The sequence below is a fragment of the Streptomyces sp. IBSNAI002 genome (assembly GCF_052244475.1).
Classification (GTDB): Bacteria; Actinomycetota; Actinomycetes; order Streptomycetales; family Streptomycetaceae; genus Streptomyces.
This window is the reverse complement of sequence record NZ_JBQPXG010000002.1, coordinates 2071579-2087877: the sequence shown is the minus strand read 5'-3', so window position 1 is coordinate 2087877 and position 16299 is coordinate 2071579. Positions and strand designations below refer to the sequence as shown.

The window sequence follows — 16299 nt, the reverse complement described above, 5'->3', positions numbered from 1 at the left end:
CCCTGCGGGCGGGGCCGGATCGACTGGGGCCGGGGGGTCCCGGGGCCCGGTAACCTGGAGGAGGGGCGTTTTCGTGCGCCCGGACACGTACGCGCAACCAGGAAGGTGCCCGCACCGTGGAAACCGCAGCTCCGGCAGCCGTGATCGTCGCCATCGACGGTCCCTCCGGCACGGGCAAGTCCAGCACCTCCAAGGCCGTGGCCGCCAAGCTCGGGCTGCGCTACCTCGACACCGGCGCCCAGTACCGGGCCATCACCTGGTGGATGATCTCCAACGGCGTCGACACCGACGACCCGCACGCCATCGCCGTGGCCGCGGGCAAGCCCTCGATCGTGTCCGGTACCGATCCGGCCGCCCCCACGATCACCGTGGACGGCCTCGACGCCGCCGGTCCCATCCGCACCCAGGAGGTCACCTCCAAGGTCAGCGCCGTCAGCGCCGTCCCCGAGGTGCGCACCCTGATCACCGAGCTGCAGCGGTCCATCGCCGCCACGGCCGCCGCGGAGGCCGACGGCATCGTCGTCGAGGGCCGCGACATCGGCACCACCGTGCTGCCCGACGCGGACCTCAAGGTCTTCCTGACCGCCTCCGCCGAGGCCCGCGCCGCCCGGCGCAGCGGCGAGCTCCGCGGCAAGGACGCCGCCGACCTCGCGGCCACCAAGGCGGCGCTGATCAAGCGCGACGCCGCGGACTCCGGCCGCACGACCTCCCCGCTGGCCAAGGCCGGCGACGCCGTCGAGGTGGACACCACCGAGCTCACGCTCGAGCAGGTCATCGAGTGCGTCGTGACCCTGGTCGAAGAGAAGCGGGCGGTCCGCAAGTGAGCGAAGCGCCCTCCCTCAAGGGTGCGGCGGTCGGCAGGCGCATCGGCATCGGGCTCATGTACGGGCTCTGGAAGCCCCGCGTGCTCGGCGCCTGGAAGGTGCCCGCCTCCGGCCCCGTCATCCTCGCCGTGAACCACTCGCACAACATAGACGGCCCGATGGTCATGGGCACCGCGCCCCGGCCCCTGCACTTCCTGATCAAGAAGGAAGCGTACGTGGGCCCGCTCGGCCCCTTCCTCGAAGGGATCGGGCAGGTCAAGGTCGACCGCTCCGGCACCGACCGGACGGCGATCACCCGTGCCCTCGGCGTGCTCGACAATGGAGGGGCCCTCGGCATCTTCCCCGAGGGCACCCGGGGCGAGGGCGACTTCGCCTCGCTGCGCGCCGGACTCGCGTACTTCGCGGTCCGCAGCGGCGCGCCCATCGTGCCGGTGGCCGTGCTCGGCAGCGGCGACACCAGGGGCCGGCTCGCCAAGGGCCTGCCCGCCCTGGGGAGCCGGGTCGACGTCGTCTTCGGCTCGGCCTTCGACGCCGGGGACGGCAGTGGCCGCCGTACCCGCACCGCGCTGGACGAGGCCACCGTACGCATCCAGGACCGGCTGACCGCCCACCTGGCCGACGCCAAGCGCCTCACCGGGCGCTGAGCGAGACTTGACCTAGTAGTGGAACCGCGCTGCGCGGGCACCACCGATCACCACGAACGACGAGGAACGGACTTCATGAACGACCAGCACGACCACGGAGCACTTGGCGACGCCGAGTACGCGGAGTTCATGGAGCTCGCCGCGGAAGAGGGCTTCGACATCGAGGACGTCGAGGGTGCCCTCGAGGAGGCATCCGCCGGCCCCCTCCCCGTCCTCGCCGTCGTCGGCCGGCCGAATGTCGGCAAGTCGACCCTGGTGAACCGCATCATCGGCCGCCGCGAGGCGGTCGTCGAGGACAAGCCGGGCGTCACCCGCGACCGCGTCACGTACGAGGCCGAGTGGGCCGGCCGCCGCTTCAAGGTCGTCGACACCGGCGGCTGGGAGCAGGACGTCCTCGGCATCGACGCCTCCGTCGCCGCCCAGGCCGAATACGCCATCGAGGCCGCCGACGCGGTCGTCTTCGTCGTCGACGCCAAGGTCGGCGCCACCGACACCGACGAGGCCGTCGTCCGCCTGCTGCGCAAGGCCGGCAAGCCCGTCGTGCTGTGCGCCAACAAGGTCGACGGCCAGAGCGGCGAGTCCGACGCGGCCTCCCTGTGGTCCTTGGGCCTCGGCATGCCGCACCCGGTCTCCTCCCTGCACGGGCGCGGCACCGGCGACATGCTGGACGCGGTGCTCGATGCCCTCCCGGAGGCCCCCGAGCAGACCTTCGGCGGCTCCGCCCCCGGCGGTCCGCGCCGCATCGCGCTGATCGGCCGCCCGAACGTGGGCAAGTCCTCGCTGCTCAACAAGGTGGCGAAGGAGGACCGTGTCGTCGTCAACGAGCTGGCCGGCACCACCCGCGACCCGGTCGACGAGCTGATCGAGCTCGGCGGCATCACCTGGAAGTTCGTCGACACCGCCGGCATCCGCAAGAAGGTCCACCTCCAGCAGGGCGCCGACTACTACGCCTCCCTGCGCACGGCCGCCGCCGTCGAGAAGGCGGAGGTCGCCGTCATCCTGATCGACACCACCGAGACGATCAGCGTCCAGGACCAGCGCATCATCACCATGGCCGTCGAGGCCGGCCGTGCCATCGTCATCGCCTACAACAAGTGGGACGAGCTCGACGAGGAGCGCCGCTACTACCTCGAGCGCGAGATCGAGACCGAGATGCAGCAGGTCTCCTGGGCGCCCCGGGTGAACGTCTCGGCGCTCACCGGCCGCCACATGGAGAAGCTGGTCCCGGCGATCGAGACCGCCCTCGCGGGCTGGGAGACGCGCGTCCCCACCGGCCGCCTGAACGCCTTCCTCGGCGAGGTCGTCGCGGCCCACCCGCACCCGATCCGCGGCGGCAAGCAGCCCCGCATCCTGTTCGGCACCCAGGCGGGCAGCAAGCCGCCGCGGTTCGTCCTCTTCGCCTCCGGCTTCCTGGAGCACGGCTACCGGCGCTTCATCGAGCGCCGGCTGCGCGAGGAGTTCGGATTCGAGGGCACCCCGATCCACATCTCGGTGCGGGTGCGCGAGAAGCGCGGCGCCCAGTACAAGAAGAAGAAGTAGTACGGGCGGTACGGATTCCCGGGGTCAGTAGCCCCGGCGCGGAGCGGGCGGCAGGGCCGCCGGGATGGGCGTCATCCCGGTCTGGCGCGGCCGCCCGTCGGCGTATCCGGAGCCGCCGGCGTACGAGTACGCGGGCTGGGGCAGCGGCTGCGCCACGTACGTGGGCTGCCAGCCGTCGGTGCGCTGCCACGGGGAACCGTTCCAGCCGCTGTCGTACGTGCCGCCCGCGCCCGTGTACCCGCCCCCGTACGAGAAGGCCGTGAACCCGAGGTCCTCCTCGCCCGTACGGTCGCCCGGCAGCGCCCGGAAGGCCCGCAGGTACTCCGAGTACAGGGCGTCGTAGATCGGGGTGTGCGAGACGGGGCTCGTACGGGACGGGGCGCGGGAGGAGTCGTATGGATGCACGTATCAGCCAACGAAACCGGGGCCCTGCGGATGCGGGGTGGCGGGCGGAAAACGCAGATCGCCGCCGGGGCCACCCCGGCGGCGATCGGAGCCGCGTCCGTCAGGCGCCCGGCGTGCCGGCCAGGGGCATCGAGGCCGCCACGAGCTTGCCCGAGGCGGCGGCCTTGTCCAGGGCGTCGCGCAGCAGGTCCTCACGGGGCTGCTGGCCGATGGACCCGACCGGGGCGGCGTAGATGAGCACGCGCTGGGTCTTGTTGACGGCGCTGCGCCAGCCGTCGGTGACCGACAGCGCCTGGTGCGCCTGCCACCAGGCGACCGGGCGGCCGCCGTCGGGGCCCGGCTGGAGGACGGCGTGGAGCTGGCCGGCGGCGAGCAGGACCGACCAGCCGCTCAGCGCGGTGGGGAGCTGGGCGGTGTCCATGACCGGGATGAAGCCCTGCTCGATGAGGAGCGGGAGGAAGTCGTCGCCGGGGCCGTCGCTGCCGGGGCGGGCGATCGGCGCGGTCGGCTCGACCACCAGGGCGGGGTGCAGCTCCCCGCCGATCAGGACCAGGCCGCTGGTGATGCCGAGGACGGCCTGGCCGCCGGGCACGTTCTGCGGGCCCCCGCCGGCGGACGCGGCCGGGCTGTCACCGGTGATGCTGGCGACGGCGCCCTGGAGCTGCTCCTCGGACACCTTCACCACCTGGGAGGGGATGCAGGTGGCGTGGGCGAAGGCGAGGACGGCGGTCTCCTCGCCGACGAACAGCACCGTGCTGGTGCGGTCGTTCTCGGGGTCGCCCGGGGTGCGGCAGGAGGTGCAGTCGTAACTGCGCGGCGCGTCCTCGCCGACGAGCAGCCTGTCGGCTTCTTCGTCACCGATCTCGGCACGTACCTCATCACTGACGTCGAGCATGCGCGGCACGGGGTGGCTCCTCGGCATAGGTGCGGGCCGGGTGGTTCCCGGCTCGCCGGGCTCAACGGGGGAGCGGCGGCCGGGGTCACGCCATTGGAGGGAACGGATTCGAACCGGGCCCCCGTACGAGTGAACCGCCCGGCGGAGGCTTCGTTTCGTGCCAACTGTTTTCTGATTGTGCGCAGTTGATGGCCGTGATTGGCCGTTTGGGGGAGGGGGCGGGGTCGGCCGACCGGGTGGGGCGCGGAACGCGCGGGGCGCGCCGGGCCCGGAGGGCCGTGGGCGCTGCGTAGCGTGACGCGATGCCCAACCTCCGGATCCGTCGCCGGCGGGCCAGGTCCCTTCCGGGCGCCGCTGCCGTCGCCGTCGTGCTGGCTCTCGTACTCCCTGCCGGTGCGGCGGCGGCCCAGGCCCCGCCGCCGCCCGCGCCCGGCCCTGCCGGTGCGGCGCACCCCGGCTCGCCGGGGGTGATCGGCACGGGGCCGGGGGACTGCGGGCCGGGCCAGGAGTGGCCCTGGGACTGCGTCGCCGACTGTGAGAGCGGCGGGCGCTGGGCCGTCAACACCGGGAACGGCTTCTACGGCGGGCTGCAGTTCTGGCAGCCGACCTGGGAGGACCACGGGGGGCTGGTGTTCGCGGCGCGCGCCGACCTGGCGACCCGGGTCCAGCAGATCCGGGTGGCGGAGGACGTGCTGGGCGCGCAGGGCTGGGACGCCTGGCCGACGTGCTCGAAGCGGTACGGGCTGGCCGGGCGGATGCACGTGGTGAGGAGCGGGGACACGCTGGTGTCGATCGCGCGGAAGCACCGGGTCCGGGGCGGGTGGCAGGCGCTGTACGAGGCCAACCGGACGGTGGTGGGGGACCGGCCGGGGGCGCTGGTCGTGGGCACGCTGCTGGTCCTCCCGGAGCGGGAGCCGGCCCGCCCGCCGCGCCCGGTGGACCCGCCGGCCCCGGTATCGCCGCCGGCTCCGGCTCCGGCTCCGGCTCCGGCTCCGGCTCCGGCTCCGGCTCCGGCTCCGGCCCCGGCCCCTGCCCCGGCTCCGACGCCGACGCCGGGTCCGGCGGTCCCGGCGGTTCCGGCCGGTCCGGCGCCTGTTCCGGCCGCGGCTCCGTAGGCTGCTGCGAGGCCCGTGCGCTGAACGTGCCCGCCGCCGCGCGCAGTCCGTGGAGCAGGCCTCCCACGCACAGCAGTGCTCGGGCCGCAACCGCAGGGCCGGGCCGGTGCGTCCGTTTCCGACCCCGATTGCACTCCGCGCCGAAGGCGTCGACCCTGGAAGCATCGAGCCGAACGGCTCTTTCGGACACCGGCGGTGAGCCAGATGGACCTGGGCAGACACCCTCGCATCGGAGTGTGGGCGGCGGCAGCCGTGCTGGCCGCGGTGCCCGCCCTCGGGGCCGGCTCCGCCGCCGCGGGCGAGAACGGGAGCGGTACGACGGCCTCCGCGGGTGCGCCGGCCGTCCCCGGCGCACCCGCCGTCGACGGCCCGGCGGATCCGGCCAAGGCCAAGGCCGAGGTCGAGAAGAACTGGACGGCCTTCTTCGACTCCAAGGTCTCCGTCGAGGAGAAGGCCAAGGTCCTGGAGAACGGCGAGTTCCTCGAGCCGCTGCTCGGCGGCTTCGCGGGCAACACCGACGCCTCCGTCTCCTCGGCCAAGGTCACGGACGTGGCCTTCACCTCGCCCACCGAGGCGGACGTCACCTACGACCTGCAGGTCGGCGGCTTCCCGGTACTGCCGGGCAGCAAGGGCACCGCGATCCTCGAGGACGGGGTCTGGAAGGTGTCGACCAAGACCCTCTGCGCGCTGATCGAGCTCAGCGGCAACCCGGCGCCGATCTGCTGAGCCCCCGCTCCCCCCGCTCCCCGTGATCCCGCCGTCGCCCCCGCCCGCCGCCCGCCGGCACGCTGGCAGACTTCGGCCATGCTCGAGACCTCCGCACGACTGCTGCGCCTGCTGTCCCTGTTGCAGGCCCACCGCGAATGGACCGGGGCGGACCTCGCCGACCGGCTCGGGGTGACGCCGCGCACCGTACGCCGGGACGTGGACCGGCTGCGGGAGCTGGGGTACCCGGTGAACGCCAGTCCCGGGACGGGCGGCGGCTACCAATTGGGGGCCGGGGCCGAGCTGCCGCCGCTGCTGCTGGACGACGACGAGGCAGTGGCCGTCGCGGTCGGCCTGCGGACGGCCGCCGGGAACGGGGTCGAGGGGATCGGGGAGGCCTCCGTACGGGCCCTCGCCAAGCTGGAGCAGGTGCTGCCGTCGAGGCTGCGGCGCAGGGTGTCCGCGCTCAACGAGTTCACCGTGCCGATGCTGCGCGGGGCCGAGCGCTCCACCGTGGACCCGTCGGTGCTCACCGAACTGGCCTCCGTGTGCCGCGACACCGAGCGGCTGCGCTTCGGGTACCGGGACCACGAGGGCAACGTCAGCCGCCGTACCGTCGAGCCGCACCGGCTGGTGTGCACCGAGCGGCGCTGGTACCTGGTGGCGTGGGACCTGGACCGGGAGGACTGGCGGACCTTCCGGGCCGACCGGATCGAGCCCAGGGCGCCGCACGGACCGCGGTTCACGCCGCGCGAGCCGCCCGCCGGGGACCTCGCCGCGTACGTCTCCCAGGGCGTGGCCCAGCGGGTCTACGCGGCCCGGGCGGTGGTGCGGCTGAAGGTGTCCGCGGAGGAGGCGGCCCGGACCGTCGGGCCGAGCGACGGGGTGCTGGAGCCGGTCGACGGGGAGAGCTGTCTGCTGCGCACCGGAGCGGTCAGTCTGGACGTCCTGGTGATTCACATCATGCTGATCGGCTGTGAGTTCGAAGTGGTCGAGCCGCCCGAGCTGACGGATCGGATCAGGGCCGCGAGGGATCTGCTGGGGCGGGCCGTGGAGCCGCCGAGGTGAAGGAAATGTGGCGGACCTGAGGGGGATTCAACTGGTCTGGTCCAGCGGCCTCGTGGCAATCCCTACCGGAATTCCAGAGCTTCCGCAGGGGGCTTCGGAAAAAATTCCAATGCGTCGGAACGGCGGGCGTGTCGCGGGCCGGAAAACAATTGGGGATTGTCGATATTCTGTGACACAAGCGTGACCCGGGATGGACGAACGTCCTGGCGTGGCGCTGACGGCGGGCGGCGCGGCGCCCCGGCGGCGGGCGCGAACGACGAAGGCGGGCCGGGTCAGTGACCCGGCCCGCCTTCGTCGCGCGGGGAGAGGTGGTGCGTACCGTCCCGCGCGGTGTGGTTCAGCCGCCGGCGACCGGGCGGGCCGCGGCGCTCCGGGCGGCCGCCCGGTCGCCGTGGGCCGGCCTGCGGCTCCCGGCCGGGGTCACCGGGGTCCGCTCGGAGCGGATCAGGTGCGGCCGGCCGGTGATGAGGGGCGCGGGCCGCGGCGCCGGGGTGTGCACGGGCGCGGGGGCCGCGGGAGCGGGCTCCGCGGCGGCCTCCCGGGCGGCGGGCTCGAGCCGCCACTTGCCGCCCGCGGAGAGCAGCGGGGTGAGCGCCGATACGACGGGCGCGGGCATCCGGCCGGTCTCCGCACGGCGGCGCAGCAGCTCGCGCAGGTCGAAGACGTAGGCCTCGGTCCGGGCGATGAGCGGCTCGAACCAGGGCAGTGCCAGCAGGATCAGCAGTCCCGCGGACCAGCCGAGCAGTACGTCGCTGACCCAGTGCGTGCCGAGGTACACGGTGGTGGCGCCGACGCTCAGGGAGACGACCGCCGACACCACGGACAGCACCCGCCGGGTGACCACGGTCGACGCCAGGTAGGCGAGGATTCCCCAGGTCACGACGGCGTTGGCGGTGTGGCCGGAAGGAAATATATCGCCGCCCGCGAAGAGCTCGGCCGAACCGATCTCGGTGGCGTAGTGCGGGCCGAGCCGGCCGAGTCCGAGCTTGACGGACCCGACGGTCACGTTGAGCAGGAGCAGCGCCACGCCCAGCGTGATCAGCGGGCGGAGGGTGTGCTGGCGCCAGGAGCGCCAGCCGAGCCAGGCGGCGACCATGACCGCGGTGGGGCCGCGCTGGCCCAGTACGACGAGGTAGTCGAGGAAGGCGTGCAGCTGCGGCCACTGCTCGTAGGGCCGGAAGAACATGATCTGCCAGTCCAGGCGCACGAGCCAGGACGTGGTCAGCACGGCCACGACGATCGCGAGGTAGAAGGCGAGGGTCGATCCGAGGAGCACGACGCGGTGCCGGCTCATCTGCGGGGTTTGCAGATGAGCCGGTCGCTCTGGTTCCCGGTCCAGGCGGGCGAAGACCCGCTCCAGACGGGTCAGGATTTGATCGGTACGCACTCAATCGACGTTACCGCGCGCTGATGGTCGGCCCGTGCGAATCGCGGGCTTTGTGATGACCATGTGATGTGGAGTTGGTCTCACGCGAGACTTAATTCCCAGCATTTCGGCAATGGTTGGAGCGTTCTTGATCGACTGCCCCGGAAATTGTTTCACATACTTACCCGGGCTTTATTGCCGCAACTCGTTATCCTTTGCCGAACGATGGATCGGAATGATCCATTCCGTTACGGTGGGCCCGAGCCGTTCAGCCAGAACGCCCCGTAGACCGCCGAGAGCAGGGCCGCCGCGCCCAGCACCGCGGCCGCCGTGCGGGTCCGCCACCCGGCCAGCGCCACCGCCACCGGCAGCACCAGCGGAAAGGCCGGCAGCAGCAGCCGGGGCTTGGAGCCGAAGTACCCGGAGGCGCACAGCGCCAGCGCCACCACGATCCCGCCGTACACGAGCAGCGGTACCGGCTGCCGCTGCCGCACGCACCGCCCGTACAGCCACAGCACCAGCACGACCCCCGCGATCAGCCCGAGCCCGGCCGCGAAGGCGGACGAGGCGAGCCGCGCCCCGATGAACCGCGCGAAGGCCCAGCCGCCGTCGAAGCCGTTGCCCCAGCCGGCCTGCACGTCCAGGTACCCGAGCGGCCCGCCGCCCGTCCGTGCGCCGACCCACAGCACGTACGCCCCGGCCCCCAGCGGAGCCAGCAGCGCACCGGCCGCCATCCGCCAGGACCGCTCGCCGCCGCGCCAGGCCAGTACGACGGCCACCCACACCGCCGCGACCACCGCGGCCCCGACCGGGCGGGTCAGCCCGGCCCCGGCCGCGAGCAGGCCGGCCGTCAGCCACCGGCCGCGCAGGGCCCCGTACAGCGCCCAGGCGGCCAGCGCCGTGAACAGCGACTCGCTGTACGCCATGGACTGCACGATCCCGACCGGCAGCGCCGCCCAGACGGCGACGGCCAGCACCCCGGCCCGGCGGCCGTGCAGCAGGTCCGCCACCGCGAAGACCCCCCAGGCCGCGGCGAGCCCCGCCAGCGCGGACACCACCAGGCCCGCCGAGCCGTACGGGAGTCCGGCCGCCGCCGACACCAGCCGCTCCAGCCAGGGCAGCAGCGGGAAGAACGCCAGGTTCGAGTGGACGTCCCCGTTCGGGAGGGCCACCTCGTACCCGTAGCCCTCCGCGGCGATCCGGGCGTACCAGAGCGAGTCCCAGCGCGCCGACAGCAGCGTGTGCGGGCTGCTGCCGGCCACCGCACCCCACACCCCGAGCACGGCCAGCCCGAGCAGCCGGACCGCCGCGAACACGGCGAGCGCCGGTCCGGCCGCGGCGAGCGCGGGCGCGGCCCGGTGCAATCCAAGATCTTTCACGGGCATGATTATCGGTGGCGCACACCCGGGCCCCGGCCGAGAACCACGGGCCGTGAGCGCGCGTGTACGCGGGGGAAGGGGCGGGGTGGGAAAAGTGGCGCACACCACAGGGCGGCCATCATCGGGATGAGAGCTTGACCACGTGTCGGACAGGCGAACTCGCGTACGCTGACCGTTCACTCGCGTGTCGATGCCGGACCCCGTTGGACGCCGCACAGCGCACCACCCCCGTGGCTCCGCAAGACGCTGGTCCGCCGAGCGCGAGGGATCACCTGGGAGGTACATGCATGTCGGGGACGAACGCGGCCGGAGTCCGGACCACTGCCCCCTGGCAGCGGCTCCGCGCGGCCTCCGGCGGGGGCAATCGCTGGGTCGTCCTGGCGGTGCTCTGCGTCAGCCTGGTCCTCGTCGCGCTCGACGCGACGATCCTGCACGTCGCCGTCCCCTCCCTCACCGAAGACCTGCGCCCCGGATCCATCGAGCTCCTCTGGATCGTCGACGCCTACCCCCTGGTCTGCGCCGCGCTGCTGATCCTCTTCGGCACCCTCGGCGACCGGGTCGGCCGCCGCCGCATCCTCCTCCTCGGCTACGGGCTCTTCGGCGCGGCCTCCGCGGTGGCGGCCCTCGCCGACAACGCGCAGATCCTCATCGCCGCCCGTGCGCTGCTCGGCATCGGCGGGGCGATGATCATGCCCGCCACGCTGTCGATCCTGCGCCAGGTCTTTCCCGACCGGCGCGAACGGGCCCTGGCCATCGGCATCTGGACCGCCGTCGCCGCGATCGGGGCCGCCAGCGGTCCCGTGCTCGGCGGTTTCCTCGTCCAGCACTTCTGGTGGGGCTCCGTCTTCCTCATCAACATCCCGCTGATGGCGCTGATCCTGCCGCTGGGGCGCTGGCTGCTCCCCGAGTCGAAGGGCTCCTCCGACGGGCCGTGGGACGTGACCGGCGCGCTGATGGCCGCCGCCGGCGTGCTCGGCTCGGTGCTCGGGATCAAGCGGCTGGGCGCCGAGCGGGCCCTCCTCGACCCCGAGGCGCTGGTGCCGCTGGCGCTCGGCGTGGCGCTGCTGGTGCTGTTCGTACGGCGGCAGAAGCGCCGGCCGCACCCCCTGATCGACATGCGGATGTTCTCCCGCGCCGCCTTCTCGGCCTCCGTCGGCTGCATCGTGCTCGCGATGCTGGCCCTCGTCGGCCTGGAACTGATCGCGGTCCAGTACCTCCAGCTGGTGCTGCACCTCAGCCCGCTGGAGACCGGCCTGCGGCTGCTGCCGCTGACCTTCGCCGCGATGGCGGCCGGCGCCACCGGGTCCTACACCCTGGCCCGGATCGGTCCGCGCACCATGGTCTCGCTGGGCTTCCTGCTCACCGCGTTCGCCGTGCTCGTGCTCACGTTCATGGGCCACGACGACCGGCCCGTGCTGCTCACGGTCGGCTTCATCCTGCTCGGCTTCGGGCTCCAGACCACGCTGTTCGCCGCGTACGAGTCGATGCTGAACGAGGCTCCCGCGGCCACCGCGGGCGGCGCGGCCTCCATCGGCGAGACCTCGTACCAGCTGGGTGCCGGTATGGGCATCGCGCTGCTCGGCAGCGTGATGAACGCCGCGTACGCGCCGGGGCTGGCGGAGGTGCCGGGGGTGTCGGCCGCGGAGGCGGCGGGCGCCGCGCACTCGCTGGGCGAGGCCTACCAGATCGCCGCGCACCTCGGCGGCCCGGCGGGGGAGGCGCTGCACGTCGCGGCGCGGAACTCGTTCGTGTACGGGCTGCACGTGACCTTGCTGGTCAGTGCGGGGCTGTTGGTCGCGGGGGCGGTGATGGCGCTGAAGCTGCCGCGGGCGATGGACTGTGAAGCCGAGGCCGAGGCCGAGGCTGACGGGGCCGGCGGGGGCGGGGACGGCGGGGTTCGGCTGCCGGCGCAGGCCTGTGCGGAGCCGGCTGCGCCGGGGCGGGCCGGGAAGGTGCCGGGCCCTTCGGCGGAGCCGGATCCGGCCGTCGGGCGGATGTCCGGGCGGGCGGGCTGATCCTGCCGGTGCGCGGGTGCGGCGCCGTTGCGGGGGCTCCGCCCCCGGACCCCCGCGCCTCGAATCGCCCGGACTCCGTCCGGGGGGGGACCCCCAGGCGGGGCTGGATTCGGGGCGGGAGGGCGGGAGGCGGGAAGGTGGGGGTGGACGGGTCGGGGATTGGGCGTTTAGCTTCGGCGGGGCGTAAAACTTGCGCCGCCAGGTTCTGAACTCAGGCCGCCGGGAGGCCCAGTGTCCGCGTTCCAGCCCCTTGATCCGCTCGGGATCGACGAGCTCCTCGGGCCCGAGGACCTCGCCGTCCGTGCCACCGTCCGTGACTGGGCCGCCGACCGGGTGCTGCCCCACGTCGCCGGCTGGTACGAGAGCGGCGAGCTCCCCGGGATCCGAGAGCTGGCCCGCGAGCTCGGTTCGATCGGCGCGCTCGGCATGTCCCTGGAGGGGTACGGGTGCGCGGGCGCCAGCGCCGTGCAGTACGGGCTGGCCTGCCTGGAGCTGGAGGCGGCCGACTCCGGCATCCGCTCGCTGGTCTCCGTACAGGGCTCGCTGGCCATGTACGCGATCTGGAAGTACGGCTCCGAGGAGCAGAAGCAGCGCTGGCTGCCCGGCATGGCGGCCGGTGAGCTGATCGGCTGCTTCGGTCTGACCGAGCCCGACGTGGGGTCGGACCCCGCCGCGATGCGGACCTACGCCAAGCGGGACGGCACCGACTGGGTGCTGAGCGGGCGCAAGATGTGGATCACCAACGGATCCGTGGCCGCCGTCGCCGTGGTGTGGGCGCAGACCGACGAGGGGATCAGGGGATTCGCCGTCCCCACCGGAACCGCCGGCTTCTCCGCGCCGGAGATCAAGCACAAGTGGTCGCTGCGGGCCAGCGTGACCAGCGAGCTCGTGATGGACGAGGTACGGCTGCCGGCCGACGCGGTGCTGCCGGGCGTCACCGGTCTCAAGGGGCCGCTCGGCTGTCTCAGCCACGCGCGGTACGGGATCATCTGGGGGTCCATGGGCGCGGCACGCGCCAGCTTCGAGGCGGCGCTCGACTACGCGAAGACCCGGGAGCAGTTCGGAAAGCCGATCGGCGGCTTCCAGCTCACCCAGGCCAAGCTGTCCGACATGGCGCTGGAGCTCCACAAGGGCATCCTGCTCGCCCACCACCTGGGCCGGCGCATGGACGCGGGCACCCTGCGGCCGGAGCAGATCAGCTTCGGCAAGCTCAACAACGTCCGCGAGGCCATCGAGATCTGTCGCACCGCGCGGACCATCCTCGGTGCCAACGGGATCTCGCTCGAATACCCCGTCATGCGGCACGCCACCAACCTCGAATCGGTCCTCACCTACGAGGGCACCGTCGAGATGCACCAGCTGGTGCTGGGCAAGGCGCTCACCGGGCTCGACGCCTTCCGGTGAAAGTCCCCCGGCTGCCGCCGGGAGGTGCCCCCCATGCCTAGCTCTGGTTGAAGAAGTCGCGCGAGCGGCCGCCGGGCTCGCCGCTCACGATCTGGGTGTCGGCCGGGGTCAGCAGGAAGACCCTGGTCGCCACCCGCTCGATCGAGCCGCGCAGCCCGAAGGTCAGGCCGGCCGCGAAGTCGACCACGCGCTTCGCGTCGCCCGGGTCCATCGACGACAGGTTCACGATCACCGGGACACCCTCGCGGAACAGCTCGCCGATGCCCCGCGCGTCACGGAACCCGTCGGGGGTCACCGTCGCGATGCGGCGGCCCTGCTCGACGGCGGACTCGGAGGCCACTCTGACGCGGGGGTCGGTGACCCACTGCTCGCCGGGACCGGCCACCGAACCCTGGGCCGCCTCCGCGTAGTCGTCGTCGTAGTAACGCTCGTCGTCGCTGTCCTCCACGAGACCCAGCCAGGCACTCGCCTTGCGCACCGAACCCATGGACGCCTCCTTTCACCGTGGTCAGTCTGTCTTCTCTCCGCTGCCCCTATGGTCGTCCATGATGCTGACAACGCGCCAAGTGGATAGCCGCCGCGCAGGGGTTTCGTGACGGTACTGGTGCAGAACATCCGTTGCACGGTCAAGGTTCCTGGCAGCTACCACTGCTGACTGAGTGAAAATACGACCGGTGCCGCCGTACGGGTGGCAGGCGGGGACGTACGGGTGAAGGACGCGGGTCGATACGATGCCCGGCAGGCACGCGTACGACACACGGGGGAAGCAGTTGTTCGGCATCGTCAGACCTTGCACGCACAGGCTGGGCGAGCGGTTCAAAACGGAGTGGATGGCTCATCTGTGCGGGCTGTGCCTGGCACTTCGGGGGGACCACGGCCAGTTCGCCAGGATCGTCACCAACTACGACGGGCTGCTGGTCTCCGTCCTGACGGAGGCTCAGTCCGGACCGGCCACCGGTGCCCGGCGCACGGCCGGACCCTGTCCGTTGCGCGGGATGCGGACCGCCCCGGTGGCCAACGGCGAGGGCGCGCGGCTCGCCGCCGCCGTCTCGCTCGTCCTGGCCTCCGCGAAGGTCCGGGACCACGTGGCCGACCGGGACGGCCTGTTGGCCCGGGCGCCCATCGCGGCGGCCGCCCGCAAGGTGGCCCGCGGCTGGGACCGGGCCGGCGCCCGCACCGGCGCCTCGCTCGGCTTCGACACGGCGGTGCTCGTCGACGCCGTGGACCGGCAGGCCGGCATCGAGACGCTGGCCGGACCCGGCACGCCGGTGCTCGTGGTGACCGAGCCGACGGAGACCGCCACGGCGGCCGCCTTCGCGCATACCGCGCAGCTCGCCGGACGGCCAGGCAACGCCCCCGCGCTCGCCGAGGCCGGCCGGTACTTCGGGCGGCTCGCGCACCTGCTGGACGCGGTGGAGGACCAGGCGGCCGACGCCGCGGCGGGCGCCTGGAACCCGCTGACCGCCACCGGGACCTCGCGGGCCGAGGCCCGCCGGCTGTGCGACGACGCCCTGCAGGGCATCAGGCTCGCGCTGCGCGAGGCCGAGTTCGCGGACGCCGGGCTCGCCCACCGGCTGCTGGTGCACGAGCTGCGCACCTCGGTGGACCGCGCCTTCGGGACCAGCGGCTGCGGGCACACGGCGACCGCCTCCACCGGCCCGTACGCGAGCAGCCCCCAGGCGAGCAGTCCGTACCCGAACGGCAATCCCTACGGCGGCAATCCCTACGGCGGCAACCCCTACGCCCCGGGCGTCCCCGCCCCGGGCGGGCCGGGGACGCCCCCGCCCCCCATGGGGCCCGGCGGCGGCGGTGGCGGCGGCCGGCCCCCGCAGAAGCCGCGGCGCGGGCTGCTCGCCGGGTGCGCGGTGGCCCTCGGGCTGTTCTGCACCTGCCAGCTGTGCTGCACCGAGCACGAGGGGCCGTGGTCCCGGGAGAAGAAGGAGCCCTGGTGCAACAACTGCGACTGCGGCAACTGTGACTGCGGCTGCGGCGACTGCTGCTGCTGTCCCTGCGACGGCTGCTGAGCCCCCCTCGGGCTGACGCTCTTTCACCGCGCGCACGTCCGGACGGGGTACCCGATGGTTCCCGGCCGGACCTGCGTGGAAGGGTTGAGCGGCATGAGCGATGACGCAGACGATCCGCCCGCCGACTGGCGGAAATGGCACGAGCGACGGGTGGCCTCCGTGTCCGCCCCGTACGGGCCCCTCGCGCTGACGGGTACCCACTGGCTCGCCGATTGCCCGGAAGGTCGAATTCCGGCCGTTCCGGGGCGCTGGTGCGCGACCGAGGCCTCGGTGGTGCTGGACGCGGCCGCGGAGGACTCCGTTCGGCTCGACGGAGAGCCCTTCACCGGTGAGGTGGCGCTCGCCGCCGACGAGGCGCCGCCCGCGCGCTCCCGGCTCTCCGCCGGGGAGCGGCGGCTCGTCCTGATCCGGCGGGAAGGACAGTGGGCGGTCCGCGTCTTCGACCCGGACTCCGAGGCCCGCCGGGCCTTCGCCGGCCTGGAGGCCTCCCCGTACGATCCGGCCTTCAGCCTGCCCGGGCGGTTCCGCCCGTACGGCGGGGACCGGACCGTCCAGGTGGAGAACGCGGACGGGCGGGCGCGGGGGCTCGGCCTCGGCGGGGAGCTCCGCTTCCCCTTCGAGGGCGTGGAGCACACCCTCCAGGTCGCGGTCGACGAGGACGACGGCAGCCTCTGGGCCGTCTTCGGCGATGCCACCGGCGGACGCTCCAGCTACCGATTCCGTTTCCTGAAACCCGGCACCCCCGCCGAAGACGGCTCGATCACGGTGGATTTCAACCGGGCCCTGCTGCCTCCCTGTGCCTTCGCCGACCACTTCATCTGCCCCTTCCCGCCGCCCGGCAACACGCTGCCCTTCGAAGTGGCGGCAGGGGAGCGGCGGCTGAAAGGCGCCCTTGCCGACCGGTAACCGACGCCAC

The 16299-nt window shown here is 73.2% G+C and carries 15 protein-coding genes; 10 read left to right on the top strand and 5 right to left on the bottom strand.

Going from position 1 to position 16299, the window contains the following annotated elements; genetic code table 11:
• Positions 1-116: 116 nt before the first annotated feature.
• From cmk to der, 3 genes are all read left to right on the top strand, one after another.
• A complete protein-coding gene (gene cmk, locus ACTVZO_RS10165) occupies positions 117-824 on the top strand; it encodes a (d)CMP kinase (protein WP_443298069.1) in 708 nt (235 codons plus the stop codon).
• Positions 779-1468, top strand: coding sequence for a lysophospholipid acyltransferase family protein (locus ACTVZO_RS10160; protein WP_443298068.1), 690 nt, complete (start codon positions 779-781; stop codon positions 1466-1468). Before cmk ends, ACTVZO_RS10160 begins: the two co-directional genes overlap by 46 nt.
• A gap of 75 nt (positions 1469-1543) precedes the next feature.
• Entirely contained in the window at positions 1544-3007 is a 1464-nt protein-coding gene (der, locus tag ACTVZO_RS10155) for a ribosome biogenesis GTPase Der (protein WP_443298067.1), read from the top strand.
• Between the two features lie 24 nt (positions 3008-3031).
• On the opposite strand, the gene ACTVZO_RS10150 is transcribed toward der, so the two are convergent.
• Both ACTVZO_RS10150 and ACTVZO_RS10145 read right to left on the bottom strand, forming a co-directional pair.
• Positions 3032-3412 carry a hypothetical protein gene (locus ACTVZO_RS10150; protein WP_443298066.1) on the bottom strand — a complete coding sequence of 127 codons (381 nt, stop codon included), beginning with the start codon at positions 3410-3412 and terminating at the stop codon, positions 3032-3034.
• 100 nt (positions 3413-3512) lie between these two features.
• A complete protein-coding gene (locus ACTVZO_RS10145; RefSeq protein ID WP_443298065.1) occupies positions 3513-4316 on the bottom strand; it encodes a hypothetical protein in 804 nt (267 codons plus the stop codon).
• 293 nt (positions 4317-4609) lie between these two features.
• On the opposite strand from ACTVZO_RS10145, the gene ACTVZO_RS10140 reads away from it, so the two are divergent.
• The 3 genes from ACTVZO_RS10140 (at position 4610) to ACTVZO_RS10130 (ending at position 7195) form a co-directional block, all read left to right on the top strand.
• Positions 4610-5422 carry a LysM peptidoglycan-binding domain-containing protein gene (locus ACTVZO_RS10140; RefSeq protein ID WP_443298064.1) on the top strand — a complete coding sequence of 271 codons (813 nt, stop codon included), beginning with the start codon at positions 4610-4612 and terminating at the stop codon, positions 5420-5422.
• Positions 5423-5626: 204 nt separating this feature from the next.
• On the top strand, positions 5627-6148 hold the full coding sequence (locus ACTVZO_RS10135; RefSeq protein ID WP_443298063.1) for a hypothetical protein: 522 nt from the start codon (positions 5627-5629) through the stop codon (positions 6146-6148).
• A 78-nt stretch (positions 6149-6226) separates the two neighbouring features.
• Positions 6227-7195, top strand: a complete 969-nt coding sequence (locus ACTVZO_RS10130; protein WP_443298062.1) for a helix-turn-helix transcriptional regulator — start codon at positions 6227-6229, stop codon at positions 7193-7195.
• Between the two features lie 337 nt (positions 7196-7532).
• Here ACTVZO_RS10130 and ACTVZO_RS10125 read toward each other — a convergent pair whose 3' ends face one another.
• Both ACTVZO_RS10125 and ACTVZO_RS10120 read right to left on the bottom strand, forming a co-directional pair.
• A complete protein-coding gene (locus ACTVZO_RS10125; RefSeq protein WP_443298061.1) occupies positions 7533-8582 on the bottom strand; it encodes a phosphatase PAP2 family protein in 1050 nt (349 codons plus the stop codon).
• A 227-nt stretch (positions 8583-8809) separates the two neighbouring features.
• Entirely contained in the window at positions 8810-9946 is a 1137-nt protein-coding gene (locus ACTVZO_RS10120; RefSeq protein WP_443298060.1) for a hypothetical protein, read from the bottom strand.
• Between the two features lie 281 nt (positions 9947-10227).
• Here ACTVZO_RS10120 and ACTVZO_RS10115 point away from each other — a divergent pair, with 281 nt between their 5' ends.
• Positions 10228-11955 (top strand): MFS transporter, encoded by a 1728-nt coding sequence (locus ACTVZO_RS10115; RefSeq protein WP_443298059.1) that lies wholly within the window; start codon positions 10228-10230, stop codon positions 11953-11955.
• Between the two features lie 231 nt (positions 11956-12186).
• Positions 12187-13359, top strand: coding sequence for an acyl-CoA dehydrogenase family protein (locus ACTVZO_RS10110; protein ID WP_443298058.1), 1173 nt, complete (start codon positions 12187-12189; stop codon positions 13357-13359).
• Positions 13360-13396: 37 nt separating this feature from the next.
• Here the strand turns inward: ACTVZO_RS10110 and ACTVZO_RS10105 are convergent, their stop codons facing one another.
• Positions 13397-13846 (bottom strand): cell division protein SepF, encoded by a 450-nt coding sequence (locus ACTVZO_RS10105; RefSeq protein ID WP_069919643.1) that lies wholly within the window; start codon positions 13844-13846, stop codon positions 13397-13399.
• A 283-nt stretch (positions 13847-14129) separates the two neighbouring features.
• On the opposite strand from ACTVZO_RS10105, the gene ACTVZO_RS10100 reads away from it, so the two are divergent.
• Positions 14130-15383, top strand: coding sequence for a DUF5685 family protein (locus tag ACTVZO_RS10100; RefSeq protein WP_443303104.1), 1254 nt, complete (start codon positions 14130-14132; stop codon positions 15381-15383).
• Between the two features lie 93 nt (positions 15384-15476).
• Positions 15477-16289 carry a DUF1684 domain-containing protein gene (locus tag ACTVZO_RS10095; protein ID WP_443298057.1) on the top strand — a complete coding sequence of 271 codons (813 nt, stop codon included), beginning with the start codon at positions 15477-15479 and terminating at the stop codon, positions 16287-16289.
• Positions 16290-16299: the final 10 nt, after the last annotated feature.

Bases quoted from the DNA above. Each gene is read 5' to 3' on its own strand.
- ACTVZO_RS10095 (WP_443298057.1), top strand. From the start codon at position 15,477: ATGAGCGATGACGCAGACGATCCGCCCGCCGACTGGCGGAAATGGCAC.
- ACTVZO_RS10105 (WP_069919643.1), bottom strand. From the start codon at position 13,846: ATGGGTTCGGTGCGCAAGGCGAGTGCCTGGCTGGGTCTCGTGGAGGAC.
- ACTVZO_RS10130 (WP_443298062.1), top strand. From the start codon at position 6,227: ATGCTCGAGACCTCCGCACGACTGCTGCGCCTGCTGTCCCTGTTGCAG.
- der (WP_443298067.1), top strand. From the start codon at position 1,544: ATGAACGACCAGCACGACCACGGAGCACTTGGCGACGCCGAGTACGCG.
- ACTVZO_RS10115 (WP_443298059.1), top strand. From the start codon at position 10,228: ATGTCGGGGACGAACGCGGCCGGAGTCCGGACCACTGCCCCCTGGCAG.
- ACTVZO_RS10140 (WP_443298064.1), top strand. From the start codon at position 4,610: ATGCCCAACCTCCGGATCCGTCGCCGGCGGGCCAGGTCCCTTCCGGGC.
- ACTVZO_RS10120 (WP_443298060.1), bottom strand. From the start codon at position 9,946: ATGCCCGTGAAAGATCTTGGATTGCACCGGGCCGCGCCCGCGCTCGCC.
- ACTVZO_RS10135 (WP_443298063.1), top strand. From the start codon at position 5,627: ATGGACCTGGGCAGACACCCTCGCATCGGAGTGTGGGCGGCGGCAGCC.